Below are 26,408 nucleotides of genomic sequence, written 5' to 3'. Positions count from 1 at the left end.
AGAAAAGATAACTGCTAAGGGGGGTGCTTATGTTGGGAAAGAAAACGTTCATAGTGTTTGTTTTCGTTTTTATATGTATTTATTCAAATGAAAAGGGATTGGCGTCCGTCACTCTGCCGCCTTTACCAAAAATATCTGAAGCTAAGGAAGTAACGGTAGTTGTCACTTTGGATAGGGAACTTCAGCAAAAAAAGATCAATAAACTGATTGAAAAATATCCTTCCCTTCAATTGCGGAATGTTTATTCGGTTGCCCTGAATGGTTTTTCTTTACATGGGAAACTGAATGAAATAGAACAACTCAAAAAGGAGAATGAAATTCAGACTGTAACGGAAGTATCCATGTATCATGCCGTGTTGGATAAAAGTGTGCCATACATAGGAGGAGGCAGGGTGAGGGGGTTCTTCGATAAGGAGAATCATCGAATCACCGGGAAAGGGGTAAAAGTAGGAATCATCGATACTGGAATTGATTATACACACCCAGATTTAGACCGTGCTTACAAAGGAGGGAAGGATCTAGTTGATGGTGATGAGGACCCGATGGAAACCAAAAATCAAGGTCATCTGGATACATTACATGGAACTCATGTGGCAGGTATCATTGCGGCCAATGGAAAAATGAAAGGAGTCGCGCCAGAAGCGGAGATATATGCATATCGGGCTTTGGGACCAGGTGGTGCAGGAGATACAGAGCAAGTCTTGACTGCTATTGAGTCGGCCATGAAGGATAATGTGGATGTATTGAACCTCTCTCTGGGGAATAACGTCAATGGCCCTGATTTACCTATTTCTCTTGCTTTGAATAAGGTTGTGGAAAGCGGGATCGTTGCCGTGACATCAAACGGGAATTCCGGTCCGGCTGTTTGGACCGTCGGATCACCCGGAACAGCAGAAAAAGCGATTTCCGTTGGGGCATCGACTCCCCCCTTAAGGGTTCCATATATGGTTTACGGACTTGGCTCGAAAAAGTATCAATCTCACTTAACCTTGTTTCAAGGCTCCAAAAAGTGGAACCTGACATTTTCTGAGGATGTCATATATGGGGGATTGGGAAATGAAAGAGACCTGAAGCATGTTCAGGATAAGATTGTGTTGTTGGAGCGAGGCACACTTACTTTTCAGCAAAAAGTATCCAATGCGGAAAAGGCAGGTGCAAAAGGGGTAATTGTTTATAATAATACGGGCGGGACCTTTGCTGGAACCTTGGAAAAAGAAATGAATATACCGGCTGCTTCTATTAATAGAAGAGATGGGTTGCAACTTAAGCAAGTTATGGAGCAGGATCACAGTAAAACCGTTCAATTTGTTTATAAGAATGAACAAGATAGGCTCGCTGATTTTAGCTCTAGGGGACCGGTAACCGTATCATGGGAAATAAAGCCTGACGTATTGGCACCAGGAGTGGAAATTGAAAGCACCATTCCTAAAGGATATATGTCCCTGGATGGAACAAGTATGTCCGCACCGCATGTTGCAGGAGCATGCGCTTTAATCCTGCAAAAACACCCGGAATGGACTCCTGATCAAGTGAAATCTGCGTTGATGAGTACTTCCAAGCCATTGAGGAAATCTGGAAAACAATTGTATCACACATACGAACAGGGGGCTGGACGCATCCAGATCGACGAGGCTCTAAAAGCGGACACGCTCTTGAATCCAAGTTCATTGTCATTCGGGATGTATACAAAAAAAGATGGAATTGAAGAGCATCATGAAACGATAGTCATTGAAAATACCGGAAAGAACGTGATGAAGTACTCTTTTATGGTCCCATTAAAAGAGACGGGACTCACTTGGGAATTGCCGAAATCCCTTACTTTGAATCCAAAGGAAAAGAAAACGATTAAAGTGGGACTGCAGGTCAACCCAGCCAAGCTGAGGAAAGGAGTCTTTGATGGATACCTTATTATAATGGAAGGAACCAAAAGAATATCCCTTCCTTATTTATATGTAAAAGAAGAACCTGATTATCCAAGGGTAATGGGTTTTGATTTTGGCCAAGGAGACCAGAAAGGCACATATCGATACGAAATGTACCTTCCCCGGGGGGCTGATGAATTCGGGGTTGCCCTATATGAAGAAGATAGCTTGAAATTCGTGGGATATTTGGATTGGTCGAGACCGGCACCTTCCGGTTTGATCAAAAAAGAAGTGTTGAAAAAGAACTTGCCGCCTAAAGGAGTGTATAAAGCAATAATCTTTGCCAGGAAGGGCGGAAGGGAAGATCGGATAGAAAAGACGTTACTTATTGAGTGAACACGGGACAATAAGTAAAATAAAATGCTTGTCAATAGTATAAAAAAGATAATTTGTGAACAATTCGTTAATAATTACAAACCTGTGACAAATTTCACTAACCACTCATTGACAATGATTCTTGCCTATTGTATGCTAACAAAGGATATAGAATGAGAGGGGTTTCATACGTAAATAACGTGTCAAAAAGAAGTTTATTATTGACTTTTTAATTGGACTTGTTACGGGAAACTTCACTAGCTAACCACAGATTCTACAATATTTCTAGGGAGATTACATGACAAAATGCTAGAATTGGAAAAAATGTTCAATAGGCAACTAAAATACATGTTGTATTTAATGGGTATTTATGTACTTGGTGTGGGATTCACTCCATATGATTCAGTCTTCCAAGGATTATTGCTTGGTACTGCCTTCAGCCTATTTATATTCTGGTCAATGGTCAAAAAAAACAAAAAGTTCTCTCAAGAGGTTGCGGAAGGTAAGAAAACGCGTTCCCTTGGTAGTTTAACTAGAATGTCTGTAGCGGGTTTAGCTGCAATTATTGCATTGAGATATCCATATGAGTTTCAAGTGGTCTGTGTGGTTGTGGGATTAATGACAGTTTATTTTGTCATTATGATAGATTATTTTATGCAAAACATACGTAGGAAGTAAAGAAGAGAGGTGAATACTGTTGAATCATGAAGCTCCTATGTGGGAATTTATGGAGACTGGAATATATTTCAATTTGGCTAATGTGCTTATGATGACTATCGCAAGTCTCATTGTCTTCATAATTGCTGTTACAGCAACTCGTAAACTTGCGATGAAGCCAACAGGAATCCAAAACTTTATCGAATGGGTCATGGATTTTGTGAAAAACATCATAAACAGCAATATGGATTGGCGTACTGGTGGTCAGTTCCTAATGTTGGGAATGACATTAATTTTGTACGTATTTGTTTCAAATATGTTAGGATTGCCGTTCTCGATTGTAATAGGACATGAACTTTGGTGGAAATCACCTACATCTGATCCGGCAATAACTCTAACCTTGGCAGTTATGGTAATGGGATTAACTCATTATTATGGTATCAAGATGAGAGGTATGAAAAATTATGCCAAAACTTATGTCCAACCAATGGGTTTCTTGTTTCCGTTAAAGATTATTGAAGAGCTTTCCAATACGTTAACCCTTGGATTGCGGCTTTACGGAAATATCTATGCAGGTGAATTACTTCTAACCTTACTGGCTGGTTTAGGAACAAGTAGCGCTTTAGGTGCAGTTACTGCTTTTATTCCAATGATGGCTTGGGAAGGATTTAGTGTCTTTGTTGGCTCGATTCAAGCATTTATTTTTACTATGTTAACGATGGTTTATCTTTCCCATAAAGTAAGTGACGACCATTAATTATAAAATTGTTCATTTCGAACATTATATTGATGAAAAAAATAAAACAACATTTCAAGGAGGAAATTTATCATGACAGGTTCTTTAGGTCTTATAGCTGCTGCTATCGCAGTTGGATTAGGTGCACTTGGTGCGGGTATTGGTAATGGTCTTATCGTTGGGCGTACAATTGAAGGAATGGCTCGTCAGCCAGAAGCTCGTGGTATGCTTCAAACTACAATGTTCGTCGGTATTGCGTTAGTTGAGGCACTACCAATCATCGCGGTAGTTATCGCGTTTATTGTTTTAGGTAAATAAGATAACTTGAAAAAGTTCAATAATGGCGAAGATGATCCAAGGAGACCCTTCGCCATTGCTCTGTGTTAAAGTGAACATTTATGGCACTGATAGTGTCAATTGAAAATACAGAACTTCAATAGTGAATCTCATGAAGGGAGTGAACCGAGCGTGTTAACAAGCAATTTTGTTCTTGGTCAAGCAATCCACTTTAATGGTGGGGATATCATATACCAGCTTTTAATCTTTATCATTTTGTTAGCGTTGCTTAAGAAGTTTGCATGGGGTCCGCTAATGGGCATCATGAAAGAACGTGAAGAGCATGTTGCAAATGAAATTGAAGCAGCTGAAGTTAGTAGAAAAGAAGCACTGAAGTATTTAGAAGAACAGCGTGAAATCGTAAAACAATCTCGTACTGAAGCGGGACAACTTATAGAGAATGCTAAGCAACAAGGCGAAGCACAACGTGAAGATATTATCAATCAAGCGCGTGCAGAGGCTGAACGTGTTAAAGAATCAGCAAAACGTGAAATCGTTCAAGAGAGAGAAAAAGCAGTTGCCGCCTTGCGTGAGCAAGTAGCTTCTCTATCTGTCATGATCGCATCTAAGGTGATTGAGAAAGAACTTTCATCAGCTGATCAAGAAAAACTAATAAACGAATATATTCAAGAGGCAGGAGAAGGTAAATGAGCGATATAACTGTAGCAGGACGTTATGCTGTAGCTCTTTTCCAAATTGCGAAAGAGCAAAATCTCATTAACCAACTTGAAGAAGAGCTTCGCATAGTGAATGAAGTTTTTACAAAAGATAAAGAGCTTTTAGGTTTTTTGGCTCATCCTAAAATGACAAGCGGTGCAAAACGCGAAGTGTTGGCAAATGCATTTACAGGTCTATCATCTTCCGTTCAAAACACTTTAATGTTAATGGTGGAGCGTCATCGTACAGATGAAGTGACTGCTATGGCACAAGAGTTCATTGAACTTGCGAATGAAGAAAATTCAGTTGCGGATGCGACTGTATATACAGTTAATCCTTTAACTGAAGCTGAAGCAAAAGCTGTGTCTTCAGCTTTCGCTGCAAAAATCGGCAAACGGAATTTACGGATTACTAATATTACGGATAGCAATATCATTGGCGGCATCAAACTTCAAATCGGTAACCGCATTTATGACGGTACGATTAGCGGTAAGTTAGATCGCCTTAGCAAACAACTATTAGGTTAATATTCACAGATAGGGGTGAAATTCATGAGCATCAAAGCTGAAGAAATCAGTGCGCTGATTAAAAAGCAGATTGAAAACTATCAGTCGGAAATTAAAGTAAGCGATGTAGGTACGGTTATCACTGTTGGTGATGGTATCGCACGCGTTCATGGTTTAGATAATGCAATGTCTGGGGAGCTCTTAGAATTTTCCAATGGTTCAATGGGATTAGCACAAAACCTTGAGCAAAATAACGTGGGTGTTGTTATTCTTGGACCATTCAGAGACATTCAAGAAGGCAGTGAAGTTCGCCGTACTGGCAGAATCATGGAAGTGCCAGTTGGAGAAGAATTAATCGGACGTGTCGTGAATCCGCTTGGACAACCATTAGATGGTCTTGGCCCGATCGCTACGACAAAAACTCGTCCAATCGAAAGCCCTGCAACAGGTGTAATGGACCGTAAATCTGTTCATGAACCTTTACAAACAGGTATTAAAGCAATCGATGCATTAGTTCCAATCGGTCGTGGGCAACGTGAGTTAATCATTGGTGACCGTCAAACTGGTAAAACATCAGTTGCGATCGATACAATCCTTAACCAAGCTGACCAAGATATGATCTGTATCTATGTTGCTATCGGTCAAAAAGAATCAACGGTTCGTGGAACAGTTGAAACACTACGTAAAAATGGTGCATTGGATTACACAATCGTTGTATCTGCATCAGCTTCTCAACCAGCACCACTTTTATACCTAGCTCCATATGCTGGTGTGACTATGGGTGAAGAGTTCATGTTCGCTGGCAAGCACGTTCTTGTGGTTTATGATGATCTTTCTAAACAAGCATCTGCATACCGTGAACTTTCCTTGCTACTTCGCCGTCCTCCAGGCCGTGAAGCATTCCCAGGGGATGTATTCTACTTGCACTCCCGTTTACTTGAGCGTGCAGCAAAATTGAATGACACTTTAGGTGCCGGTTCAATCACTGCGCTTCCATTTGTTGAAACACAAGCAGGAGACATCTCTGCTTACATTCCAACAAACGTTATTTCCATCACTGATGGACAAATCTTCTTGCAATCCGATTTGTTCTTCTCAGGTGTACGTCCTGCGATTAACGCTGGTCTTTCCGTATCACGTGTTGGTGGATCTGCACAAATTAAAGCGATGAAAAAAGTTGCTGGTACATTACGTCTTGACTTGGCTTCATACCGTGAATTGGAAGCATTCGCTCAATTCGGTTCTGATCTTGATGCTGCAACACAAGCAAAACTTAACCGTGGTGCTCGTACAGTTGAAGTACTTAAGCAAGATCTAAACAAACCGATCAAAGTTGAAAAACAAGTCATGATTTTCTATGCATTGACGAAAGGTCATTTAGATGATATTCCTGTATCGGATATCCTTCGTTTTGAAGAAGAATACTATGTGTTCCTAGATCGTTCTCATCCAGAATTATTAGATCACATTCGCACAACTAAAGGTCTTCCTGAAGACGCTGCTATCGTTGCTGCAATTAACGAATTCAAAAAGAACTTCGTTATTTCCGAATAATAAGGTCTAACTAATTTATAAAGGGTGGTGAGAATGAATGGCCTCTTTACGCGATATTAAGTCTCGGATTACTTCAACGAAAAAGACGAGTCAAATTACAAAAGCGATGCAGATGGTATCTGCTTCTAAAATGAACCGTGCAGAAGCTAATGCTAAAGCATATGTTCCATATATGGAAAAAATTCAAGAAGTGGTTTCTAGTATTGCGAACGGAAGCACGGATGCATCTCATCCAATGCTTACTTCACGTCCAGTTAAGAAAACTGGTTACTTGGTAATCACATCTGACCGTGGATTGGCTGGGGCTTACAATAGTAGTATCCTTCGCCACGTTCATAAAACTATTCTTGAACGCCATAAATCCAATGATGAGTTCGTCATTATCGCAATCGGAAGGGTTGGCCGTGATTTCTTTGTCAGCCGTAATATGCACGTAGAGCTTGAGGTAACTGGGATTCCTGATCAGCCGTCTTTCGCTGACATCAGCTCCCTTGCTAAATCTACAGTGAATTTATATCTGAATGAACTGTGTGATGAGCTTTATATGTACTATAACCATTATGTCAGTCCAATCCAGCAGGATGTAACGGAAAAGCAAGTCCTTCCGTTAGCTGACTTCAATACTTCCAATGCTACATTGACTTCTTATGAATTTGAACCGAATGCAGAAGAAATTCTTGAGGTATTATTACCTCAGTACGCAGAAAGTTTGATTTATGGTGCTTTGTTAGATGGAAAAGCAAGTGAGCACTCTGCACGTATGACTGCAATGAAAAATGCAACCGATAATGCAAAAGAATTGATCGATTCACTTTCATTACAATATAACCGTGCACGTCAGGCAGCTATTACTCAAGAAATTACAGAGATTGTCGGCGGTGCAGCAGCTTTAGAATAAAATCATTAAAGGGGACGGTCGGCCCGGACGAAGCTTGGCCGTTCCATAAACTCGATAGTCGTTATAAGCAACGTTAGGAGGGAAAACGATGAATATAGGACGCGTTACTCAAGTTATGGGTCCGGTTGTTGACGTGAAATTCGAAGACGGACAACTTCCTAAGATCTATAACGCGTTAAGAATCGAAAATACAGCGTCTGGTACAGGACTAACTCTTGAAGTAGCCCTTCAACTAGGTGATAATACAGTTCGTACTGTAGCAATGTCTTCCACTGATGGTTTAACCCGTGGTGCAGAGACTGTTGATACAGGAGCTCCAATTTCCGTTCCTGTAGGTGAAGTTACTCTAGGTCGTGTTTTCAACGTATTAGGGGAAAACATTGACTTATTTGAACCACTTACAGCAGAGGTGCGTCGTGATCCAATTCATAGACAAGCACCAACATTCGAAGAATTATCAACATCCGTTGAAATTCTTGAAACGGGTATTAAAGTAGTAGATTTACTTGCACCTTACATCAAAGGTGGTAAAATCGGTCTTTTCGGTGGTGCCGGTGTTGGTAAAACTGTACTTATCCAAGAACTTATTAATAACATCGCACAAGAGCACGGCGGTATCTCGGTATTCGCTGGTGTAGGTGAGCGTACTCGTGAAGGTAATGACCTATTCTACGAGATGACTGATTCTGGTGTTATTAAGAAAACAGCGATGGTATTCGGACAAATGAACGAGCCACCAGGCGCACGTATGCGTGTAGCTCTAAGCGGTTTGACAATGGCTGAATATTTCCGTGATGAACAAGGACAAGACGTTCTTTTCTTCATCGATAACATTTTCCGTTTCACACAAGCAGGTTCTGAGGTTTCTGCCCTACTAGGCCGTATGCCTTCAGCGGTAGGTTACCAACCAACGCTTGCTACAGAAATGGGTCAATTACAAGAACGTATCACTTCAACTAATAAAGGTTCAGTTACATCCATTCAAGCGATCTATGTACCTGCCGATGACTATACGGATCCGGCTCCAGCTACAACTTTCGCTCACTTAGATGCAACAACAAACCTTGAGCGTAAACTTTCTGAGATGGGTATTTACCCTGCAGTTGATCCATTGGCGTCATCTTCTCGTGCTCTTAGCCCAGAAATCGTTGGAGCTGAGCACTATAAAGTGGCTCGTCAAGTGCAATCGACTTTACAGAAGTATAAAGAATTACAAGATATCATTGCCATCTTGGGTATGGACGAATTAAGCGAAGACGAAAAAGTAATCGTTGCCCGTGCTCGTAGAATTCAAAACTTCTTGTCACAAAACTTCCACGTGGCTGAACAATTCACTGGTCAAAAAGGATCTTATGTACCAGTTAAAGAAACAGTCCAAGGATTCAAAGATATCCTAGCTGGAAAATATGACGAACTTCCTGAAGATGCTTTCCGTCTAGTTGGCCGCATCGAAGAAGTTATTGCTAAAGCAAAAGAAATGGCTTAATTAAAGGGACCTAGGAGGGAATGAAATGAAGACCATTAAAGTCAATGTTGTTACTCCCGATGGCCCAGTATATGATGCAGAAGTTGAAATGGTAAGCACTAAAGCTAAAAGCGGTGAGCTGGGAATTATGGCTGGACACATTCCAACTGTAGCCCCACTTACCATTGGTGCTGTCCGTCTTAAAAATGGAAGCAACACAGACTATGTAGCTGTAAATGGTGGCTTCTTAGAAGTTCGCCCTGATGTGGTAACCATTTTAGCTCAATCTGCTGAAAGAGCTGAAACTATCGATCTTGCACGTGCTCAAGAAGCAAAAGCTCGTGCTGAACAAAGATTGCAGAACAATGATGGATCAAATGATGCCAAAAGAGCTGATTTAGCGCTTAAACGTGCCATCAACCGGATCCAAATTGCAGAAATGCGATAACTTTAAATGATGAAAACATCTGATTGAACCATTCGTGGTAAAATCAGGTGTTTTTTTATTTACCCAAATGGTTTTGAGGATTTTTGTCATTGAACGTCGTAATTAGGAAAAAACTGTTGATCATTCGACATAAAAATCGAATTTTAGAATATAGTTTTTTTACCATATTAATCCTTACGATCGTCGACATTAGATTGTCTTGATGATATAATGTATACGCTTACATCAATTGCTTCATACCCCTCCTTGTCACTTTGCTTCTAAAAGAATGTTGCCCTGCATAATATTTAAAAATGGTATCCAACAAAAAAGAAGACAAGCAAATTTTTAATGCACATTTATCATGATTTATCCATAAAGGGAGATGAACATGGGACAGCTGCATATTTACCAAAATAACTATTTAATTGTATTTGTTTTTCTTTGTCTTGGGATTCTATTACCTGTAATCGCATTATTTCTTGGTAGACTGCTAAGACCTTATAAACCTACAGATATGAAGCATACGACTTATGAAAGTGGAATCGAGCCTTTTCATGATTCAAGGGTTCAATTCAATGTCAGGTATTATCTATTCGGATTGATGTTCGTCATATTTGACGTAGAAACGGTTTTTCTCTATCCATGGGCGGTTGCCTACGATGAACTCGGGCTGTTTGCGCTGATTGAAATGCTATTTTTTGTCCTTATCCTTATGCTAGGGCTAATCTACGCTTGGAAAAAGAAGGTGTTAAAGTGGAATTGAAGTTAGATGAACTTACCGCTAAAGAAATGGAAGAAATGCGTCACAGTATTTTTTTATCCACACTTGAACAAATAAAAGGATGGGCTAGAAGTAACTCGCTCTGGCCAATGACTTTTGGTTTAGCTTGCTGTGCAATTGAAATGATGGGTGTAGGTTCCTCTCATTATGATTTGGACCGTTTTGGTTCATTTTTTCGGACATCACCGAGACAATCGGATGTCATGATTGTCTCAGGAACGGTAACGAAAAAAATGGCTCCAATAATAAGTAGATTATACGACCAAATGCCAGAACCGAAATGGGTCATTGCAATGGGATCCTGTGCAACTGCGGGAGGGCCCTATGTGAACTCATACTCTGTGGTCAAAGGAGTAGATCAAATTGTACCTGTTGATGTATATATACCGGGGTGTCCCCCAAACCCAGCTGCACTTATTTATGGAATCAATAAATTAAAAGAAAAAATCCGTTACGAGGCAAAAACCGGAAAGCGGGTGATATAGATGAGTGAGAAGGAAGACTTAGTGAAACAAAAGGCAGCGGCAGCGGCCAAGGCGAAGGCTGTAGCGTTAGCCAGAAAACAGGCGAAAGGGGAAGCGGCAGAAAAGCCGGAAGGCGAAAAAGATATAGCTAAGCAAAAGGCGGCGGCAGCGGCCAAGGCGAAGGCTGCAGCATTGGCTCGGAAAAAGGCGAAAGCTGAAAGTGCGGAAAAGCCGGAGGGCGAAACGGATATAGCGAAGCAAAAGGCGGCGGCAGCAGCCAAGGCAAAGGCTGCAGCATTGACTCGGAAAAAGGCGAAAGCTGAAAGTGCGGAAAAGCCGGAGGGCGAAACGGATATAGCGAAGCAAAAGGCGGCGGCAGCAGCCAAGGCGAAGGCTGCAGCATTGGCTCGGAAAAAGGCGAAAGCTGAAAGTGCGGAAAAGCCGGAGGGCGAAACGGATATAGCGAAGCAAAAGGCGGCGGCAGCGGCCAAGGCAAAGGCTATTGCAGCTGCCAAAGCGAAAGCTGCTGCTGCTGCGAAGACCAGGACCACTGTAAAGGAAAGCACGGAAGATAACACCCCAGACGAACCTTCCCCAAATCAGGCTAAACTTGATCGAATTGTTCATGCTATTGAAAGGCATGTAGGACAAGAGGCATTAATAGACCACTATATTAATAGACTATCAAAAGATGTACCCACTTTAGTGGCTAATCCGGATACATATTTCTCAATAGCAAAATTTCTGCGAAATGATGAGCAGCTTAACTTTTCGTATTTATCGGAACTTCATGGTACGGATTTTGAATCTCATATGGAAATCTATGTGCATTTACATTCATTCAATATGAACCAATCGGTTGCCTTAAAGGTGAAACTGGATAGGGATTCTCCCATTATTCCATCATTGGTTCCATTATGGTCAGGAGCAAATTGGCCGGAATGTGAGGCGTATGATTTATTAGGTATTAATTTTCAGGAACACCCTGATTTAAAGCGAATTTTACTTGGTGATGATTGGAAAGGGTATCCCCTTAGAAAAGATTATCAGCCTTATGATGTGGAGGTGTAAGCCCAATGTTAAGGACGGAAGAAATGCTTCTCAATGTCGGGCCGCAACATCCGAGTACACATGGTGTTTTTAGGCTTGTCATCAAGATTGACGGTGAAATTATAAAAGAGGCTACCCCGGTCATTGGGTATTTGCATCGAGGTACGGAGAAACTAGCGGAAAATCTGCAATATACACAAATAATTCCATATACCGACCGGCTCGATTATCTAGCCGCAATGACAAATAATTATGTACTTTGCCATGCTGTTGAAACAATGATGGGAGTGGATATCCCCGAAAGGGCAGAATATTTGCGTGTTATCGCGATGGAATTGGGCAGAGTTGCAAGCCACCTTGTCTGGTGGGGTACATACCTGCTTGATATAGGTGCGACGAGCCCTTTCTTATACGCTTTTCGAGAACGTGAAATGATCGTTAACTTATTGACTGAATTGTCAGGGGCACGACTCACATTCAATTATATGCGTGTTGGAGGTGTGAAATGGGATGCTCCTGACGACTGGATTGTGAAGGTGGCCGAGTTTGTACCTTATATGAGGGAGCAGCTTATCGGTTACCATGAGCTTGTAACAGGGAATGAAATCTTTGTGAATCGAGTTAAAGGGGTGGGCATCTATACGAAAGAAGAAGCGCTGCAGTATTCACTTAGCGGTGCTAACTTAAGGTGTACGGGTGTGAAATGGGATTTGCGAAAGAATGAACCATATTCCATTTACGACAGGTTCACCTTTGATGTTCCTACACGGGAAGAGGGTGATGCCTTTTCACGCTATCACTGTAGAATGGAAGAAATCGAAGAATCACTGAAAATCATCGAGCAGGCGGTTGAGCAATTTCCAGAAGGGCCGGTCCTTGCTAAGGTCCCGAAAATAATAAAGGTTCCTAAGGGTGAAGCGTTTGTCCGGATTGAATCACCAAGAGGGGAAATCGGCTGTTATATCGCGAGTGAAGGCAAAAAGGAGCCATATCGTTTGAAATTTCGAAGACCTTCATTTTATAATCTGCAAATTCTTCCGAAATTATTGGAAGGGGAAAATATGGCGAACTTGATAACGATATTAGGGGCTATCGATATCGTTTTAGGGGAGGTGGATGGATAAATGATCAAGGATTTGCTCCACTCCACTCCAAGCCTACTGAACTTTGGCATATTTTTTGGTTTGGCAGTCCTGCTGTTATTCGTTGTATTAGGGTTTGTAACATATGGAATCCTATCAGAGCGGAAAATCATGGGGTTCATGCAGCTGCGTGTCGGCCCCAATCAAATTGGTGGTAAATGGGGGCTCTTGCAGACCGTTGCAGATGTTTTGAAACTTCTGATCAAGGAGGATACTATACCAAAAAAAGCCGATAAGCCGCTATATATATTAGCTCCAGTGATTGCTTTTGCTCCGGCTTTCATGGTCCTGGCAACCTTGCCGTTCACCGATGCCTTCCAATTTGCTGATATAGGTGTCGGACTGCTTTATTATATCGCTATTTCCGGCATATCGACAATCGGCATCGTCACTGCGGGTTGGGCATCCAATAATAAATATTCTTTGATTGGCGGAATGAGGGCAGCCGCTCAAATGATATCTTATGAGATTCCGTTGGTGATGTCGCTAGTGGGAATAGTCCTCTTAACAGGGAGTTTAAATTTGAATGAAATAGTCGCAGCCCAGGAGAAGGTTTGGTTCATTTTTCTTCAGCCGCTTGCTTTCATCGTGTTTTTTATTGCATCGGTTGCCGAACTGAACAGGGTTCCTTTTGACCTTCCGGAAGCGGAGTCCGAGCTTGTTGCAGGCTATCATGTTGAATACTCTGGATTTCGCTGGGCCTTCTTTATGTTATCCGAATATGTGTATATGTTTGCAATGGCTACACTAACCACTGTATTATTTTTAGGGGGATGGAATTCTATTCCGTTTTTGGATTTTATTCCGGCAGCCATCTGGTTCGGTCTGAAGTTCAGTGCTGTTTTCTATGTGTTGGTCTGGATCCGTGTAACTTTTCCTCGTATAAGGGCAGATCAATTGATGGAATTCGGATGGAAAGTGCTGCTTCCGGTTGCATTAGCAAATATATTTTTGACGGCAATTATAAAAGAATTAATTAAGCTTTTTTAAAAACTTGAGCTGGTCAGAAAGCGAGGGATTTATATGCTTGGTTTAGCAAAAGGTTTGACCTATACATTAAAGAACTTGACGAGGAAAAAAGTGACCTATGACTACCCGAATGAGCCGCTGCCGCTCCCTGACCGATTCCGAGGAATCCAAAAATTTTATCCTGAAAAGTGTATTGTATGTAATCAATGCGTGACGATTTGTCCAACCGATTGTATTCAATTAACTGGTAAAAAACATCCGGACCAGTCGAAAAAAGGTAAAATCATTGATACGTATGACATTAATTTCGAAATTTGCATTTTGTGTGATTTATGTACGGAGGTCTGCCCTACAGAAGCAATCGTGATGACGAACCAATTTGAGCTGGCGGAGTATAGCCGTGAACATTTATTTAAAAATCTGGAGTGGCTGGATGAAAATGATGAGAATATCCGGAAGGTGAATAAAGTATGAGTTTGTCCGGTGAATTAATTGCCTTTTTTGGATTGGCACTCGTCGCCATTTTAGGCGGGGTACTGCTAATTACCTTAACTAAAGTAGTGCACATGGTAATTGCACTCGTTTTTACTTTCTTGAGCATTGCTGGCATTTATATGGTACTTTCGGCCGAGTTCGTCGCCATTGTCCAAATCCTTATTTATTCAGGGGCAATTACGATCGTGATGTTATTTGGAATTATGCTCACGAAACACCAAGAAAGTGATGAACCCGCTAAAGGGGGGTGGGGGAAATTCTCCTTGCTGGCAGCGATTGCTGGATTTGCCGTGGCGGTTTATCTAGGGATTTATAATCTGGATATACCCGTACAGCCTACCGCCTTGCATGAGGAAAATACAAAACAAATAGGAATCGAACTTTTTTCAAAATATGTGATTCCATTTGAAGTAATGTCGGTACTCCTGCTTGTTGCTTTAGTCGGCGCCATCGTATTGGCTAAAAAGGATGATGAGGAGGGAGATCAATCATGACGGGAGTTCCTTTGTCGGCCTATCTTGTATTGGCACTCGTTTTATTTTGTATAGGGCTATATGGCGCTTTGACGAAAAGAAATGCGGTCATTGTATTGATTTCAATCGAACTGATGCTGAACGCTGCGAATATTAACTTAATTGCCTTCAGTAAATTCGGGGTAACGCCATCCATTACGGGTCAAGTGTTTTCATTATTCACGATTACAATCGCTGCAGCCGAGGCAGCTGTAGGGCTCGCTATTTTAATGTCCCTTTATCGCAACCGGAAGACGGTCAATGTCGATGAAATGGATATCATGAAGCATTGAAGGTTTATATAAATGAAGAAGGGGATTTGATACGATGATGGAGAACGCTTGGCTCATACCGATCTTTCCACTCGTCACGTTTCTGGTTCTGCTTCTATCAGGTGGGCGGTTGAGGGAACGAGGGGCTCATATAGGAATTATATGTACTTTGGCTTCGTTTGTTTTATCTTTGCTTGCCTTGATAGAACGGTTTAAAGAACCTACTTATAAAATATCGATTGATTGGCTTTCCTTCGGAAGGACGCAACTAACAGCGGGATTTGAAATCAATCAGCTTAATGCCTTGATGCTTGTGATCGTTTCCCTTGTCAGCCTGCTTGTTCAGATATATTCGAAGGGGTATATGAAGGGTGAAGTGCGATTCTCCATTTTTTATGCTTATCTGGGCTTCTTCACCTTTGCCATGCTTGGGCTTGTCATGGCACCTAATTTATTACAACTATATCTCTTTTGGGAATTGGTCGGGGTGGGGTCTTTCCTGCTTATTGGGTTTTACTTTTATAAAGAGGAAGCTAAGAATGCAGCAAAGAAGGCATTCATCATGACAAGGATTGGGGATGTAGGGCTCTTAATCGGTATTATTCTACTATTCTGGGAAACAGGCAGCTTTGAATATGGGGAGATCTTTCAAGCCGTTCAATCGGACGTTATATCAAATGGAAGGTTGACTTTGATCGCTATTTTGATTTTTATCGGTGCGGTTGGGAAGTCGGGACAATTTCCACTACACACATGGCTTCCGGATGCAATGGAGGGACCGACTCCGGTTTCCGCATTGATTCACGCAGCAACTATGGTTGCTGCAGGGGTTTACCTGGTGGCGACCATGTTTCCGTTATTCCTGGCTAGTTTTGCTGCGATGCAGGTCGTAGCAATAACAGGTGGATTTACAGCCATCTTTGCCGCAAGCATTGCTATAGTGCAAAAGGATGTTAAGCGCGTATTGGCCTATTCGACAATCTCTCAGCTTGGTTTTATGATGCTTGCTTTGGGTACTGCTGGATATGTGGCGGGGGTGTTTCATTTAATGACCCATGCCTTTTTTAAAGCATTGCTGTTTTTGGCAGCAGGCAGTGTTATTCACGCTATACATACACAGGATTTGGAAAAGATGGGGGGATTATGGGGTAAATTGAATTGGACTGGGCCGCTGTTCTTGACTGGCACTTTGGCGATATCAGGATTCCCCTTGCTCTCGGGTTTTTTCAGTAAAGATGAAATTCTAATGGCAGCCTGGGAGAATGGAAATTATGTTTTGTTTGGACTAGCGGCTATTACCTCCTTTTTAACTGCGTTTTATATGTTCCGGCTGTTTTTCATGATCTTTGCAGGAGCTTCACGCAGTCAAGTAAAACAGGTCAAGGAATCACCTTCCATCATGCTACTTCCCATGCTCGTATTGGGATTGCTTGCTGTAATCAGTGGATATCTCCAAACACCTTGGTTTGGAGATTTCCTGGGAGAGTGGCTTGTGGAGGGAAATGAAAATCTTCTAGGCGCCAGCCATAGTGAAGGACCTGTTTGGATCATGTTCATGGCCGTTCTTGTATCGCTGGCCGGGATATTCCTTGCTTATACGATTTACGCTAAAAAGAGGTTACATCCGGACTGGCTTGTTAAGGATAACTCCGAGTTATATAGAATTTTGGAAAATAAGTATTATATTGATGAGATTTATCATTTCACTGTAGGCCATGCAATCAAAGGCTTCAGTATATTCCTATCTTATTTCGAAAGATTCATTGTCGGTGGCTTGGTATCCACTGTTACAAGTTCAATAGAAGGATTGGGGAAAATAGGATCTAAATTGCAAACGGGGCAGGTACAGCAATATGGAATGATAGCCTTTCTGGGACTTGCGGTACTGTTGGTGATTTTTGCAGTAACTGGGGGGTATCTAAGATGAATGTCCATTTGCTCTCGCTTTTAGTGTTTTCACCTCTGCTGGGCATAGTGATGGTTGCCCTTATGCCGAAAAAAGAGGAAAGGACGATTAAACAATTTGGATTTTTCGGAACACTGCCTCCCCTTTTCCTATCGTTCTTTCTATGCAGCCAATATTATTCGGGTGTGGCCCTATCCTTATTTGACATTAAGTTGAATTGGATAAGATTTGGGAATTTGGAGATGTATGATCCCAAGCTCTTCACGGTTGACTTTGAGTTGGGGCTGGATGGATTAAGTCTTATCTTCATATTACTGACGACAATCATTTCTTCATTGGCCGCAATCGCCTCCATTTATATAAAACAAGGATGGAAAGGTTATTATTTGTTATTTTTAATCTTGGAGATTGGGATGCTTGGTGTCTTCACGGCAGAAAATTTGATCCTTTTTTTCATATTTTTTGAAATGACGCTGATTCCCGCTTTCTTTTTAATTGGTAGATGGGGCTTTCTGGAGAGGGAGAAAGCGTCTTATAGTTTTCTGATTTATAATGGCATTGGTTCGGCGGTTTTATTGGTGGCTATTTTGGTTTTGTTTGCCAGGACAGGTACGACCAATATTGCGGCTTTGACACAGATTATGACAATGGGCGGTGTTTCTCTTTTTGCACCAATATCCGGTTCGATGAAGTTTGGTTTATGTCTGGCCTTTCTCGTTGCATTTGCGATAAAGCTGCCCGTATTTCCCTTTCACAGCTGGATGGTGCGAGTCCATGCAGAAGCACCTCCATCCATAGTGATGATTCATGCAGGTGTACTATTGAAAATAGGGGCATATGGAATGATCCGGTTTGGAATGGGGATATTTCCTGAACAATATAAAAGCTTGGCCTTTACCGTTGTCCTATTTGGGGTCCTCAGTTTTTTATATGGTGCATTTTTAGCATTGGTACAAACGGATTTTAAACTTGTTTTAGCATACTCGTCAATCTCACATATGGGAATCGTCATGATGGGGCTGGGAGCCTTGAATGAAGCGGGCATTCAGGGAGCAATTTTTCAAGTCATCTCACATGGTCTTATTGCTGCTTTGTTATTTTTCTTGGTGGCTGTGTTGTATGAGCGGACGGGAACCACCATGCTTCCTAAGCTTGGGGGATTGGCCAAGTCGATGCCGATTTTTTCAGGCTTCATGTTAGCATGCGGGCTGGCCTCACTCGGTTTGCCTGGCATGTCGGGCTTCATCAGTGAATTCATGGTATTTCTTGGCTTGTTCAAGAGTCAGCCATTGCTTGCAGCAATTGGTGTGATCGGGCTGGTATTAACCGCTGTCTATATACTGAGGGCGGTCATGTTGATGACGTTCGGGAAAAATGATAGATTGGTAGAGAAAGAGAAACGGGACCTTAGAGGCTGGGAGCTTGTACCAGCAACGGTTCTTCTCGGTTTGATAATATCCGTTGGGGTATACCCAAATTTGTTAGGCGGGCCTCTTCAAGGAACGATTAAAGCCATGATGCTAGCTCTAGGGGGGCGATGAAGGATGGAGTGGAACACGATGCTTTCTTATGATTGGGGAGCGATGATGCCGGAATTCATCATCCTTGGAACGGCCATGATCCTTTCGATATTGGATTTATTCTGGCCGAAGCACTTTAATCGGAGAAAACTGGCATGGCTCGCGCTAACCGGAATCATTTTGGCATGTTTGTCACTGATTAGCTTACTATCCTTTGAGACAGTCAGTATCTTATCCGATACGTTTCGTTTAGATTCTTTTGCAAAAGCATTTAAGCTACTCCTATTATTCGGGGCGGGCCTAATCATCCTTCTGGCTGAAGGCTATGAACCGCAAGAGGGGCTGCGAGAGCATCGGGGGGAATTTTATTATCTGTTCCTGACCGCTTTGCTTGGAGCGATGGTCATGTCCTCAAGCGGGGATTTGATAACACTGTTCGTTGGATTGGAACTTCTTTCACTTTCATCCTATATATTAGTCGGAATGCGTAAACATGATCGGAAGTCTAACGAAGCGTCCATGAAGTATGTGATAAACGGAGGTATTTCCACGGCGATCACTTTATTCGGGATGAGCTATTTATATGGAGTGACTGGTTCTGTCAATCTAGGCGAGATGAGCCGGACGATGGCTGCGATGACGGATGGTCAGCTGCAATATATTATGGGCCTCGCTTTCTTCATGGTATTTGTCGGTTTATCCTTCAAGATAGCTGCTGCCCCATTTCATATGTGGGCACCTGATATATATGAGGGGGCACCGACACCAGTTGTAGCCTTCTTAAGTGTAATTTCGAAAATAGCGGGTTTCGTCATCATCCTGCGCATTTTTCTTTCGTTGTTCCTAACAGCTTCCGGCGATACCTTCGGAGCACTCGACTTTTTGGAAAAAAATAATATCTATATAGCTTCATTGGCAGGTCTGACAATCATCATTGGAAATGTGGTTGCGTTAAGGCAGCATAATCTAAAACGATTGTTCGCTTATTCAAGCATTGCCCATGCGGGTTACCTCCTTGTAGCGGTGGCTACATTGGGCGGGGGATATTTCCTGATCGATACAGTCTGGTTTTACCTAATGGCTTATGTATTAATGAATATCGGTGCATTTGCAGTCATTCAGCTGCTCGCCAGCCAAAGTGGATCAGAAGACATTAGCATTCTTGCAGGACTTGGGAGGAAATCACCGTTTCTTGCCATAGGATTTACTGTATTTATCCTATCGCTTGCAGGAATTCCCGGGACGACAGGATTCATTGGCAAACTCAATATATTCCTTGGAACATTCATTACGGAACCTGGACATTTTGTCCTTGCGGGAATCATGATTGCCGGTACTGTTGTGTCCTATGTGTATTATTTCGGAATATTGGTTCAAGTCTTTTTCCGGCCCATTCATTCAGAGAAGGTCATTAAAATTCGTTCGGGTCTATCCGCCGTGTTGATCATTTGCGTAATAGGCACCATACTTTTCGGGGTGGCGCCAAATATTGCCTTAGATTTTATTCATGATCAATTCGGTGAATTTACAGACTTTATTTCGAGTAAATGATATAATGCCTGTATCAGAGGCTTGCTCCATTGGATCAAGCCTCTATTTACAGTTTTAAAAAGAAATTTTGCAATTCTTCCTTTTATATTCCAAATACGAAGGGGTTTTGTGTTAGAATAGAAGACGGGTGTCTTTTAGGAGGTATGTACATGTTTTCAGCAATGGGACAGCAGGCTTTAACAGGAATAATTGCACACTTGTTTTTCATTGCAGTTACCTGGTGGGCTTTACAGGCATTACACTTTGATAAAATCTTAAGATCCAATTCGGTCATCAAGGCCAGGGTTTTATATATTTTATTAACGGTTGCCATCGGTTCAGTTGTGAGTAATTTCTTCCTTGACTACCTGGGATTTGCAAACCAACTCCCGTATATGTTTAGTGATGACTGATAAGCTGTAAGGCTCTTCTTATAGCAAAATATGATTCTACTCTTGTATTCGCTTTTGCTTCCTGCCATTTGAGGTGGAAGGTGTCACCAATTGTCGGAAAACTCGAAGTATGATCTCTCTCCTTATGGAAAGAATGATAAAAGGGGAGGGATTTAACATGTATAATTTAAACAAAAAAATGTTAACATACATAGTATTTCTTGGTTTGATGGTGATTTTAATTGGGAATAGTACGATTGTGGCAGAAAGTAAACCAGATATAGTTAAATTGGTGGGACTGTTACAAAAGGATAAGGATTTGAACATAGGGGATTGGTCTGTACTCGCTAGAGAAATAAATAAAGAGATTACAACTAAACAAGAGTTTGAAAGAGAAGTTACGGCTTTAAAACGAAAATACCCTCAATTTCAATGGCACCGGAAAGATGATGCTTCCGGCTGGAAGGCTGAGGCGTTAACTTACAATGTCGATTCAGGTCTAACCGAGTCCATCAAAATAATGACAACGGAAGAGAAATTTGATAAAGTTACCTATGTCATTTACGAAGTGAAGGGAAAAGAGTGGGAAAAAGCTAATTCGGCATTTTTTACAACTACGTTCCAGAACAGGGTGAATGAACTATTTATAGGGACTCCTTCAATTTTTTCTTGTATTAAAGGGTCTATCAATGATAATATGGATTCGGTTTTAAACTCTAAAACTGAAGACCTGTTAGATATGTTCCAAGCAAGGGAAATTGAGAGTGTGCATGAAACAAACTTTACATCTATATCTGCACATTCAACATTGTTTAAACAACCTTTGACAAAAGAAAAATTAAATTTGCAGTTTGGGCTACGGACAGAAGGATTGGGTGACCGAACGAACTTTGTAGTTGGCACACCAATCATAACGTTTGAATATTAATATAGAGAAAATGGACGCGGAGGGGAATACTTTTGGAAAAAATCATCGTCCGCGGCGGAAAAAGGCTTAGCGGGACAGTTAAAGTAGAAGGTGCTAAAAACGCCGTTTTGCCAGTTATCGCTGCAACATTATTAGCAAGTGATGGGAAAAGTATCATTAAAGATGTTCCTACGCTCTCCGATGTATATACAATCAATGAAGTATTGCGCAACTTAAATGCAGATGTTGCCTTTCATGACAATCAAGTAACTGTAGATGCATCAAGAGAGTTATTAGAAGAAGCACCATTTGAATATGTACGAAAAATGAGAGCTTCCGTTTTAGTGATGGGCTCATTACTAGCAAGGAATGGCCGGGCCCGCGTTGCTCTTCCTGGTGGCTGTGCCATCGGATCACGTCCTATCGACCAGCATTTAAAGGGCTTTGAAGCGATGGGAGCAAAAGTGAAGGTCGGCAATGGTTTCATTGATGCCGAGGTAGAAGGCAGACTTAAGGGTGCAAGAGTGTATCTTGACTTCCCAAGTGTGGGTGCCACTGAAAACATCATGATGGCAGCAACACTTGCAGAAGGTATAACTGTTCTTGAAAATGTGGCCAAAGAGCCTGAAATTGTAGATCTTGCGAATTTCCTTAATAAAATGGGTGCCAAAGTCAGAGGTGCTGGTACTGGTACGATGAGAATCGAGGGTGTCGATAAATTATATGGCACTGAACATGCGATTATACCTGACCGTATCGAAGCCGGTACATTTATGACGGCTGCTGCTCTTACTGGCGGCAATGTTCTTGTTCAAGGCGCTGTACCTGAACACCTTACTTCCCTTATTGCTAAAATGGCAGAAATGGGTGTTGAAATTCTTGAAGAAGAAGATGGATTACGCGTTATCGGTCCAAAAACCTTGAAGGCCATTGATATCAAAACAATGCCGCATCCTGGTTTCCCGACTGATATGCAATCGCAAATGATGGCATTATTATTGCGTGCTGAAGGAACAAGTATGATTACGGAGACCGTTTTCGAAAACCGTTTTATGCATGTTGAGGAATTCCGTCGCATGAATGCCAATATTAAAATTGAAGGTCGTTCTGTTATCGTTAATGGACCAACTAACATACAAGGTGCTGAAGTAGCTGCAACAGATTTACGTGCCGCGGCAGCGCTCATCCTGACTGGATTGGTTGCAGATGGCATTACTCGTGTTACAGAATTAAAGCATCTTGACAGAGGATACGTGAATTTCCATGGTAAATTGGCTTCTCTAGGTGCCGATGTGGAACGTATTAACGAAGATGTACCTGCAGAAACAAAAAAAATTGCCGATTTAAACGCATAAGATAGCTTATAAAACCATTCACGTTCGAGTCATTGAAACGTGAATGGTTTTTTTGTCTTGTATCAGGCATTCATGGCCTCCAGCTAAATGGTTGTCGTTTTTCTATTCATAAAAGCTTGTCCTTCGACATACATTTGTTATGTAAAGATACCTGCCGGATAGTGATTTACGGCAGAGAAAACAAGTGTAGGGAGGCTCAGGAATTTGAAAGCAATCAAACCGATGATTGTACTATTCATAGCAGTAGCATTCGTAATTATCATGATTCCAGCAGTGCTTGTGCTTCCATTTTCAAATGATAAGACAAGTGGAGAGTTAGCCGAACAATTAGAAAAAAAAGTGAAGAATGAAGGTAAAGAGGTAAGTGCAAATGAAATGAGTTCCGTTGAAGTTGCTGTTTACCGTACATCTGCAAGAAAGATTGAAAAACTGCCGATTGAAACATATTTAGCTGGTGTAGTAGCGGCTGAAATGCCAGCGGATTTCGAGGAAGAAGCACTTAAGGCACAAGCATTGACAGCGAGAACCTACATTGTCAATCAGCTCCTAAGCGAAAGTCGATTAGGCTTGCCTGATGGTGCCGATGTAAGCGATACGGTCATGCACCAAGTTTATAAGAATAATGATGAGCTGAAAAAACAGTGGGGCTCTGATTATAAATGGAAGATGAAGAAAATTAACAAAGCAATAAAGGAAACAGCGGGTCAAATTCTAACCTATGAAGGAAAACCGATTACTGCGACTTTTTTTTCGACCAGCAATGGCTACACTGAGAATTCCGAGGACTATTGGCAAGCGGATTTCCCCTATTTAAAAAGCGTATCCAGTCCTTGGGATAAACAGGAATCACCAAAGTTTTATAATAAAGTTGTTGTGAACACTGCAGATTTTGAAAGCAAACTGGGTGTAAGTCTATCATCGGGAACAACAATAGGAACTGTCATTGAAAGAACATCAGGCAATCGCGTAGGTGTGGTGAAAATCGGAGGAAAGAAAATGACAGGAAAACAAATCCGTGAAAAGCTGGGTCTGACATCATCCGATTTTAACTGGGAGCGTCAAGGCAACCAGATTGTCATCACGACAAAAGGATCTGGGCACGGAGTTGGAATGAGCCAATACGGTGCTAATGGAATGGCAAGGGAAGGGAAAACCTATGAAGACATCGTAAAATATTATTATAAAGGAGTTAAAGTTCAGTCTTCAAGTAAGTGGCTGAATACGATGACGGCAAAAAAATGAGAGATGGGGAATCCCATCTCTCATTTTTTTGTGCTTATTTTTTCTATAATGGTCAAAAAGCCTCGTTCATGCTTGAAATAATGATATTGGACATGAAAATACACAGCAGCTACTCCAATGATATCTTTAATGACATCTATTAAGGTAGCGGAGCGGTATGGGATGAATGATTGGTGATATTCATCTATAACTCCGTAAAAGCATGCTGCTATGGCCGCCAACAAGCTTAATCCAGGTTTCAGTTTTTGGTTTGCAGCAAGAGCAGAAACCAATAATATATACAAAAGGGCAAATTCGACTAGATGAAGTGCCTCTTTGATAAATCGGTCAATTGAGGATGATGGAAGATCAAGAATCATATCATCGGGGTTGCTCGACATTATCCAAATGGCAATCATATATAGAAAAGGCAATAACGTTAACACGATTTTAAAGGCTTTTTTCATGAATTAAACACCCTTCAATAGTTAGATACCAAACATTTTACCATTCTACGAATAAAATCGGTTTCATTTCCACAAAATAAATCTAAAAATTTTTTTATCTGAATGTATATAATCTTACCAAAATGTTCAGAATGATTGCTGAGGTGATTAATATGAGAGAGGAAGAAAAGAAACCAACTTCCACAATCCGACGTATACTAAAACAACGTTGGGCATTATCAGCAATCTATATCGCAAGTGCAGCCATAATCTTAGCCGCGGCCTTCTTATTACAAAATAGTTTTAATGATTCAGCTAAGGATGGCAAAGAGGAATCAGCTGAAACAGGAAAAAACTATGGTCAGCCTTCTGTCGAGGTTAATAGTAATCTTGAGACAATCAAGATGCCTGTAGCCGATGCAGACAAAACGGTTATTAAGAAACAGTTTTATGATGTGAATGCGGATGAAAAGGCACAAGAAGAAGCGTTGGTATTCTACAACAATAGATATGAGCAAAACAAAGGTATAGACATTGCAATGAAAGATGGAAAATCTTTCGATGTAAAAGCTTCACTAAGTGGAAATGTATCGAAAGTCCAAGACGATGCGTTACTTGGAAATTTAGTTGAAGTACAGCATGAAGATGGTGTAGTTACTCGTTATCAATCTGTTAAAGACATTAAAGTTGCAGTCGGTGACAAAGTGAAACAAGGGCAAGCAATTGCTACAGCTGGAAAAAGCCAAATCAACGAAGAGGCGGGCGTGCATGTCCACTTCGAAATCAGAAAAGATAACATTGCGTTAAATCCACTTGATTTTGTTGATAAACAAGCTTCTGCCATTCAATCGGCAACTGAAGCTGAAGGCAGCGAACTTGACGATTCAGCTAAAAAAGAAGAAACACCTGCGGTTGACGAAACTGAGACTGATAAAGAAGAAGCACCTGCAGTCGAAGGACCTAAAACGGATAAGAAAGAATCACCTGCAATCGAAGAATCTGAAACTGGCACGGATGAATCGCCTGCCGTTGATGAAACTGACGAGAGCACTGATTTAGAGAGTGGCACAGATGAAGAAGGCTCTGTCCCAGGTGAAGATACAACTGAGGAAAGCGATTCCTTAAAAGATTCGTTAAAACAATCTAATTAAGATCAAGATTTTTAATAATATCAAAACAAAAAACCTTGAGCGTTACGAATGACAACAACTGAAAATTTGGTAAAAGGAAGCCGTTCATTTTGAACGGCTTCCTTTTTTTCTTTCGAGGAAATATTGGCCGATATGCTGAAACATTTGAATTTGCGACAAATTTCTCGGGAAATAATTTGTTCTTAAGGAAAATAAACAGTTAAAAATCAGAAATAAATCCAAACCTCCTGTCCCATTAGGCATATATTCTTAACCAAGCTAATAAGATGTTATAAACCATGCAAAGAGAGTGTTTGAGGTGAGGAATCGTTTATTACAAATTATCTAATAGGTGAATAATTCTATCTTTCATTGTTTATAGGGCAGCGGTATTCGATTCGAAAAATACGAATCTCATTTCACACTTCTCACATCCAATTTGGGGAGGTCGAGTGGTGTGCACGATTACATCAAAGAAAGAACTATCAAGATAGGAAAGTATATCGTGGAAACTAGAAAAACAGTCCGCGTCATTGCAAAAGAGTTCGGAGTCTCTAAAAGCACAGTTCATAAAGACTTAACTGAGAGGCTGCCAGAAATTAATCCTGATTTGGCTAACGAAGTGAAGGATATATTGGATTATCACAAATCCATTCGTCACCTTCGAGGTGGAGAAGCGACAAAGTTAAAATATAAACGATCGGAAAGAGAAGAAGAAATCGTCAAATAATCTTTGTGATATCATTCCGGCATTTGGAAGCGAATCCAGCAATCAGGGGATGAATAAAGAGACATGGAATTGTGTCAGCTTTTTTCTTAACCTTGACTGCGGTTCCTTGC

General features: G+C 41.3%; 28 protein-coding genes. 27 read left to right on the top strand and 1 reads right to left on the bottom strand.

The features are described 5' to 3' along the window. The first annotated feature begins 29 nt into the window (after positions 1-29). The 25 genes from UP17_RS29385 (at position 30) to spoIID (ending at position 24,013) form a co-directional block, all read left to right on the top strand. Entirely contained in the window at positions 30-2,258 is a 2,229-nt protein-coding gene (locus UP17_RS29385; RefSeq protein ID WP_061465709.1) for a S8 family serine peptidase, read from the top strand. A gap of 285 nt (positions 2,259-2,543) precedes the next feature. Continuing rightward, a complete protein-coding gene (locus UP17_RS24195) occupies positions 2,544-2,915 on the top strand; it encodes an ATP synthase subunit I (RefSeq protein ID WP_061465708.1) in 372 nt (123 codons plus the stop codon). A 19-nt stretch (positions 2,916-2,934) separates the two neighbouring features. Continuing rightward, the gene (atpB, locus tag UP17_RS24190) at positions 2,935-3,651 is read left to right on the top strand and encodes a F0F1 ATP synthase subunit A (RefSeq protein ID WP_061465706.1); all 717 of its coding nucleotides are present in this window, start codon (positions 2,935-2,937) and stop codon (positions 3,649-3,651) included. A 72-nt stretch (positions 3,652-3,723) separates the two neighbouring features. After that, complete coding sequence (gene atpE, locus UP17_RS24185) at positions 3,724-3,948, top strand: F0F1 ATP synthase subunit C (RefSeq protein ID WP_061141280.1); 225 nt, start codon at positions 3,724-3,726, stop codon at positions 3,946-3,948. Positions 3,949-4,098: 150 nt separating this feature from the next. Next, positions 4,099-4,617, top strand: a complete 519-nt coding sequence (atpF, locus tag UP17_RS24180; RefSeq protein WP_061465704.1) for a F0F1 ATP synthase subunit B — start codon at positions 4,099-4,101, stop codon at positions 4,615-4,617. Continuing rightward, positions 4,614-5,150 carry a F0F1 ATP synthase subunit delta gene (locus tag UP17_RS24175; protein WP_061465701.1) on the top strand — a complete coding sequence of 179 codons (537 nt, stop codon included), beginning with the start codon at positions 4,614-4,616 and terminating at the stop codon, positions 5,148-5,150. The genes atpF and UP17_RS24175 overlap by 4 nt, the downstream gene beginning before the upstream one ends. A gap of 24 nt (positions 5,151-5,174) precedes the next feature. Next, entirely contained in the window at positions 5,175-6,683 is a 1,509-nt protein-coding gene (gene atpA / locus UP17_RS24170) for a F0F1 ATP synthase subunit alpha (RefSeq protein WP_061465699.1), read from the top strand. Positions 6,684-6,720: 37 nt separating this feature from the next. Further along, a complete protein-coding gene (locus UP17_RS24165) occupies positions 6,721-7,581 on the top strand; it encodes a F0F1 ATP synthase subunit gamma (protein ID WP_061465697.1) in 861 nt (286 codons plus the stop codon). 88 nt (positions 7,582-7,669) lie between these two features. Beyond that, a complete protein-coding gene (atpD, locus tag UP17_RS24160) occupies positions 7,670-9,067 on the top strand; it encodes a F0F1 ATP synthase subunit beta (protein ID WP_061465696.1) in 1,398 nt (465 codons plus the stop codon). A gap of 25 nt (positions 9,068-9,092) precedes the next feature. After that, positions 9,093-9,494 (top strand): F0F1 ATP synthase subunit epsilon, encoded by a 402-nt coding sequence (locus UP17_RS24155; protein ID WP_061465694.1) that lies wholly within the window; start codon positions 9,093-9,095, stop codon positions 9,492-9,494. Positions 9,495-9,864: 370 nt separating this feature from the next. After that, positions 9,865-10,239, top strand: a complete 375-nt coding sequence (locus UP17_RS24150) for an NADH-quinone oxidoreductase subunit A (protein ID WP_061465692.1) — start codon at positions 9,865-9,867, stop codon at positions 10,237-10,239. A 26-nt stretch (positions 10,240-10,265) separates the two neighbouring features. Then, complete coding sequence (locus UP17_RS24145) at positions 10,266-10,742, top strand: NuoB/complex I 20 kDa subunit family protein (protein WP_176431826.1); 477 nt, start codon at positions 10,266-10,268, stop codon at positions 10,740-10,742. Beyond that, a complete protein-coding gene (locus UP17_RS24140) occupies positions 10,743-11,792 on the top strand; it encodes an NADH-quinone oxidoreductase subunit C (protein WP_061465688.1) in 1,050 nt (349 codons plus the stop codon). Positions 11,793-11,797: 5 nt separating this feature from the next. Next, complete coding sequence (locus UP17_RS24135) at positions 11,798-12,895, top strand: NADH-quinone oxidoreductase subunit D (protein ID WP_061465687.1); 1,098 nt, start codon at positions 11,798-11,800, stop codon at positions 12,893-12,895. Then, entirely contained in the window at positions 12,896-13,903 is a 1,008-nt protein-coding gene (gene nuoH, locus UP17_RS24130) for an NADH-quinone oxidoreductase subunit NuoH (protein ID WP_061465685.1), read from the top strand. A gap of 33 nt (positions 13,904-13,936) precedes the next feature. After that, positions 13,937-14,356, top strand: coding sequence for an NADH-quinone oxidoreductase subunit NuoI (gene nuoI / locus UP17_RS24125; protein ID WP_061465683.1), 420 nt, complete (start codon positions 13,937-13,939; stop codon positions 14,354-14,356). Then, positions 14,353-14,871 (top strand): NADH-quinone oxidoreductase subunit J, encoded by a 519-nt coding sequence (locus UP17_RS24120; RefSeq protein WP_061465681.1) that lies wholly within the window; start codon positions 14,353-14,355, stop codon positions 14,869-14,871. The genes nuoI and UP17_RS24120 overlap by 4 nt, the downstream gene beginning before the upstream one ends. Next, positions 14,868-15,182, top strand: coding sequence for an NADH-quinone oxidoreductase subunit NuoK (gene nuoK / locus UP17_RS24115; protein WP_061465679.1), 315 nt, complete (start codon positions 14,868-14,870; stop codon positions 15,180-15,182). The genes UP17_RS24120 and nuoK overlap by 4 nt, the downstream gene beginning before the upstream one ends. 34 nt (positions 15,183-15,216) lie before the next feature. Beyond that, a complete protein-coding gene (gene nuoL / locus UP17_RS24110) occupies positions 15,217-17,088 on the top strand; it encodes an NADH-quinone oxidoreductase subunit L (RefSeq protein ID WP_061465677.1) in 1,872 nt (623 codons plus the stop codon). After that, positions 17,085-18,608 (top strand): complex I subunit 4 family protein, encoded by a 1,524-nt coding sequence (locus UP17_RS24105; protein ID WP_061465675.1) that lies wholly within the window; start codon positions 17,085-17,087, stop codon positions 18,606-18,608. Before nuoL ends, UP17_RS24105 begins: the two co-directional genes overlap by 4 nt. Before the next feature lie 3 nt (positions 18,609-18,611). Then, on the top strand, positions 18,612-20,138 hold the full coding sequence (gene nuoN, locus UP17_RS24100) for an NADH-quinone oxidoreductase subunit NuoN (protein ID WP_061465673.1): 1,527 nt from the start codon (positions 18,612-18,614) through the stop codon (positions 20,136-20,138). Between the two features lie 149 nt (positions 20,139-20,287). Further along, on the top strand, positions 20,288-20,530 hold the full coding sequence (locus tag UP17_RS24095; RefSeq protein WP_061465671.1) for a DUF1146 family protein: 243 nt from the start codon (positions 20,288-20,290) through the stop codon (positions 20,528-20,530). A gap of 157 nt (positions 20,531-20,687) precedes the next feature. Further along, positions 20,688-21,437 (top strand): YwmB family TATA-box binding protein, encoded by a 750-nt coding sequence (locus tag UP17_RS24090; RefSeq protein ID WP_061465669.1) that lies wholly within the window; start codon positions 20,688-20,690, stop codon positions 21,435-21,437. 32 nt (positions 21,438-21,469) lie between these two features. Continuing rightward, entirely contained in the window at positions 21,470-22,771 is a 1,302-nt protein-coding gene (gene murA, locus UP17_RS24085; protein ID WP_061465667.1) for a UDP-N-acetylglucosamine 1-carboxyvinyltransferase, read from the top strand. A gap of 204 nt (positions 22,772-22,975) precedes the next feature. Beyond that, positions 22,976-24,013 carry a stage II sporulation protein D gene (spoIID, locus tag UP17_RS24080; protein ID WP_250211729.1) on the top strand — a complete coding sequence of 346 codons (1,038 nt, stop codon included), beginning with the start codon at positions 22,976-22,978 and terminating at the stop codon, positions 24,011-24,013. 20 nt (positions 24,014-24,033) lie between these two features. Here the strand turns inward: spoIID and UP17_RS24075 are convergent, their stop codons facing one another. Continuing rightward, complete coding sequence (locus UP17_RS24075; RefSeq protein ID WP_061465665.1) at positions 24,034-24,459, bottom strand: VanZ family protein; 426 nt, start codon at positions 24,457-24,459, stop codon at positions 24,034-24,036. Between the two features lie 152 nt (positions 24,460-24,611). On the opposite strand from UP17_RS24075, the gene UP17_RS24070 reads away from it, so the two are divergent. Next, positions 24,612-25,589: a stage II sporulation protein SpoIIQ gene (locus tag UP17_RS24070; RefSeq protein ID WP_081108956.1), complete on the top strand. Its 978-nt coding sequence runs from the start codon at positions 24,612-24,614 to the stop codon at positions 25,587-25,589. A gap of 436 nt (positions 25,590-26,025) precedes the next feature. Beyond that, a complete protein-coding gene (gene spoIIID, locus UP17_RS24065) occupies positions 26,026-26,298 on the top strand; it encodes a sporulation transcriptional regulator SpoIIID (protein ID WP_034315767.1) in 273 nt (90 codons plus the stop codon). The last annotated feature ends 110 nt before the right edge of the window (positions 26,299-26,408 follow it).

Source organism: Peribacillus simplex (genome assembly GCF_001578185.1).
In the GTDB taxonomy this organism is placed as follows: Bacteria; Bacillota; Bacilli; order Bacillales; family DSM-1321; genus Peribacillus; species Peribacillus simplex_A.
The sequence above is the reverse complement of the archived record's forward strand: the minus strand, read 5'-3'. Positions and strand labels throughout refer to the sequence as shown.

What these genes read in the sequence shown, in the direction of transcription:
- atpA (WP_061465699.1), top strand. Translation starts at nt 5,175, where the DNA reads ATGAGCATCAAAGCTGAAGAAATCAGTGCGCTGATTAAAAAGCAGATT.
- UP17_RS24075 (WP_061465665.1), bottom strand. Translation starts at nt 24,459, where the DNA reads ATGAAAAAAGCCTTTAAAATCGTGTTAACGTTATTGCCTTTTCTATAT.
- UP17_RS24195 (WP_061465708.1), top strand. Translation starts at nt 2,544, where the DNA reads ATGCTAGAATTGGAAAAAATGTTCAATAGGCAACTAAAATACATGTTG.
- atpE (WP_061141280.1), top strand. Translation starts at nt 3,724, where the DNA reads ATGACAGGTTCTTTAGGTCTTATAGCTGCTGCTATCGCAGTTGGATTA.
- UP17_RS24155 (WP_061465694.1), top strand. Translation starts at nt 9,093, where the DNA reads ATGAAGACCATTAAAGTCAATGTTGTTACTCCCGATGGCCCAGTATAT.
- nuoI (WP_061465683.1), top strand. Translation starts at nt 13,937, where the DNA reads ATGCTTGGTTTAGCAAAAGGTTTGACCTATACATTAAAGAACTTGACG.
- UP17_RS24145 (WP_176431826.1), top strand. Translation starts at nt 10,266, where the DNA reads ATGGAAGAAATGCGTCACAGTATTTTTTTATCCACACTTGAACAAATA.
- UP17_RS24120 (WP_061465681.1), top strand. Translation starts at nt 14,353, where the DNA reads ATGAGTTTGTCCGGTGAATTAATTGCCTTTTTTGGATTGGCACTCGTC.
- UP17_RS24070 (WP_081108956.1), top strand. Translation starts at nt 24,612, where the DNA reads ATGAGAGAGGAAGAAAAGAAACCAACTTCCACAATCCGACGTATACTA.
- UP17_RS29385 (WP_061465709.1), top strand. Translation starts at nt 30, where the DNA reads ATGTTGGGAAAGAAAACGTTCATAGTGTTTGTTTTCGTTTTTATATGT.
- atpD (WP_061465696.1), top strand. Translation starts at nt 7,670, where the DNA reads ATGAATATAGGACGCGTTACTCAAGTTATGGGTCCGGTTGTTGACGTG.
- UP17_RS24135 (WP_061465687.1), top strand. Translation starts at nt 11,798, where the DNA reads ATGTTAAGGACGGAAGAAATGCTTCTCAATGTCGGGCCGCAACATCCG.
- nuoH (WP_061465685.1), top strand. Translation starts at nt 12,896, where the DNA reads ATGATCAAGGATTTGCTCCACTCCACTCCAAGCCTACTGAACTTTGGC.
- nuoK (WP_061465679.1), top strand. Translation starts at nt 14,868, where the DNA reads ATGACGGGAGTTCCTTTGTCGGCCTATCTTGTATTGGCACTCGTTTTA.
- UP17_RS24105 (WP_061465675.1), top strand. Translation starts at nt 17,085, where the DNA reads ATGAATGTCCATTTGCTCTCGCTTTTAGTGTTTTCACCTCTGCTGGGC.
- nuoL (WP_061465677.1), top strand. Translation starts at nt 15,217, where the DNA reads ATGATGGAGAACGCTTGGCTCATACCGATCTTTCCACTCGTCACGTTT.
- UP17_RS24165 (WP_061465697.1), top strand. Translation starts at nt 6,721, where the DNA reads ATGGCCTCTTTACGCGATATTAAGTCTCGGATTACTTCAACGAAAAAG.
- UP17_RS24095 (WP_061465671.1), top strand. Translation starts at nt 20,288, where the DNA reads ATGTTTTCAGCAATGGGACAGCAGGCTTTAACAGGAATAATTGCACAC.
- UP17_RS24090 (WP_061465669.1), top strand. Translation starts at nt 20,688, where the DNA reads ATGTATAATTTAAACAAAAAAATGTTAACATACATAGTATTTCTTGGT.
- UP17_RS24175 (WP_061465701.1), top strand. Translation starts at nt 4,614, where the DNA reads ATGAGCGATATAACTGTAGCAGGACGTTATGCTGTAGCTCTTTTCCAA.
- UP17_RS24150 (WP_061465692.1), top strand. Translation starts at nt 9,865, where the DNA reads ATGGGACAGCTGCATATTTACCAAAATAACTATTTAATTGTATTTGTT.
- UP17_RS24140 (WP_061465688.1), top strand. Translation starts at nt 10,743, where the DNA reads ATGAGTGAGAAGGAAGACTTAGTGAAACAAAAGGCAGCGGCAGCGGCC.
- nuoN (WP_061465673.1), top strand. Translation starts at nt 18,612, where the DNA reads ATGGAGTGGAACACGATGCTTTCTTATGATTGGGGAGCGATGATGCCG.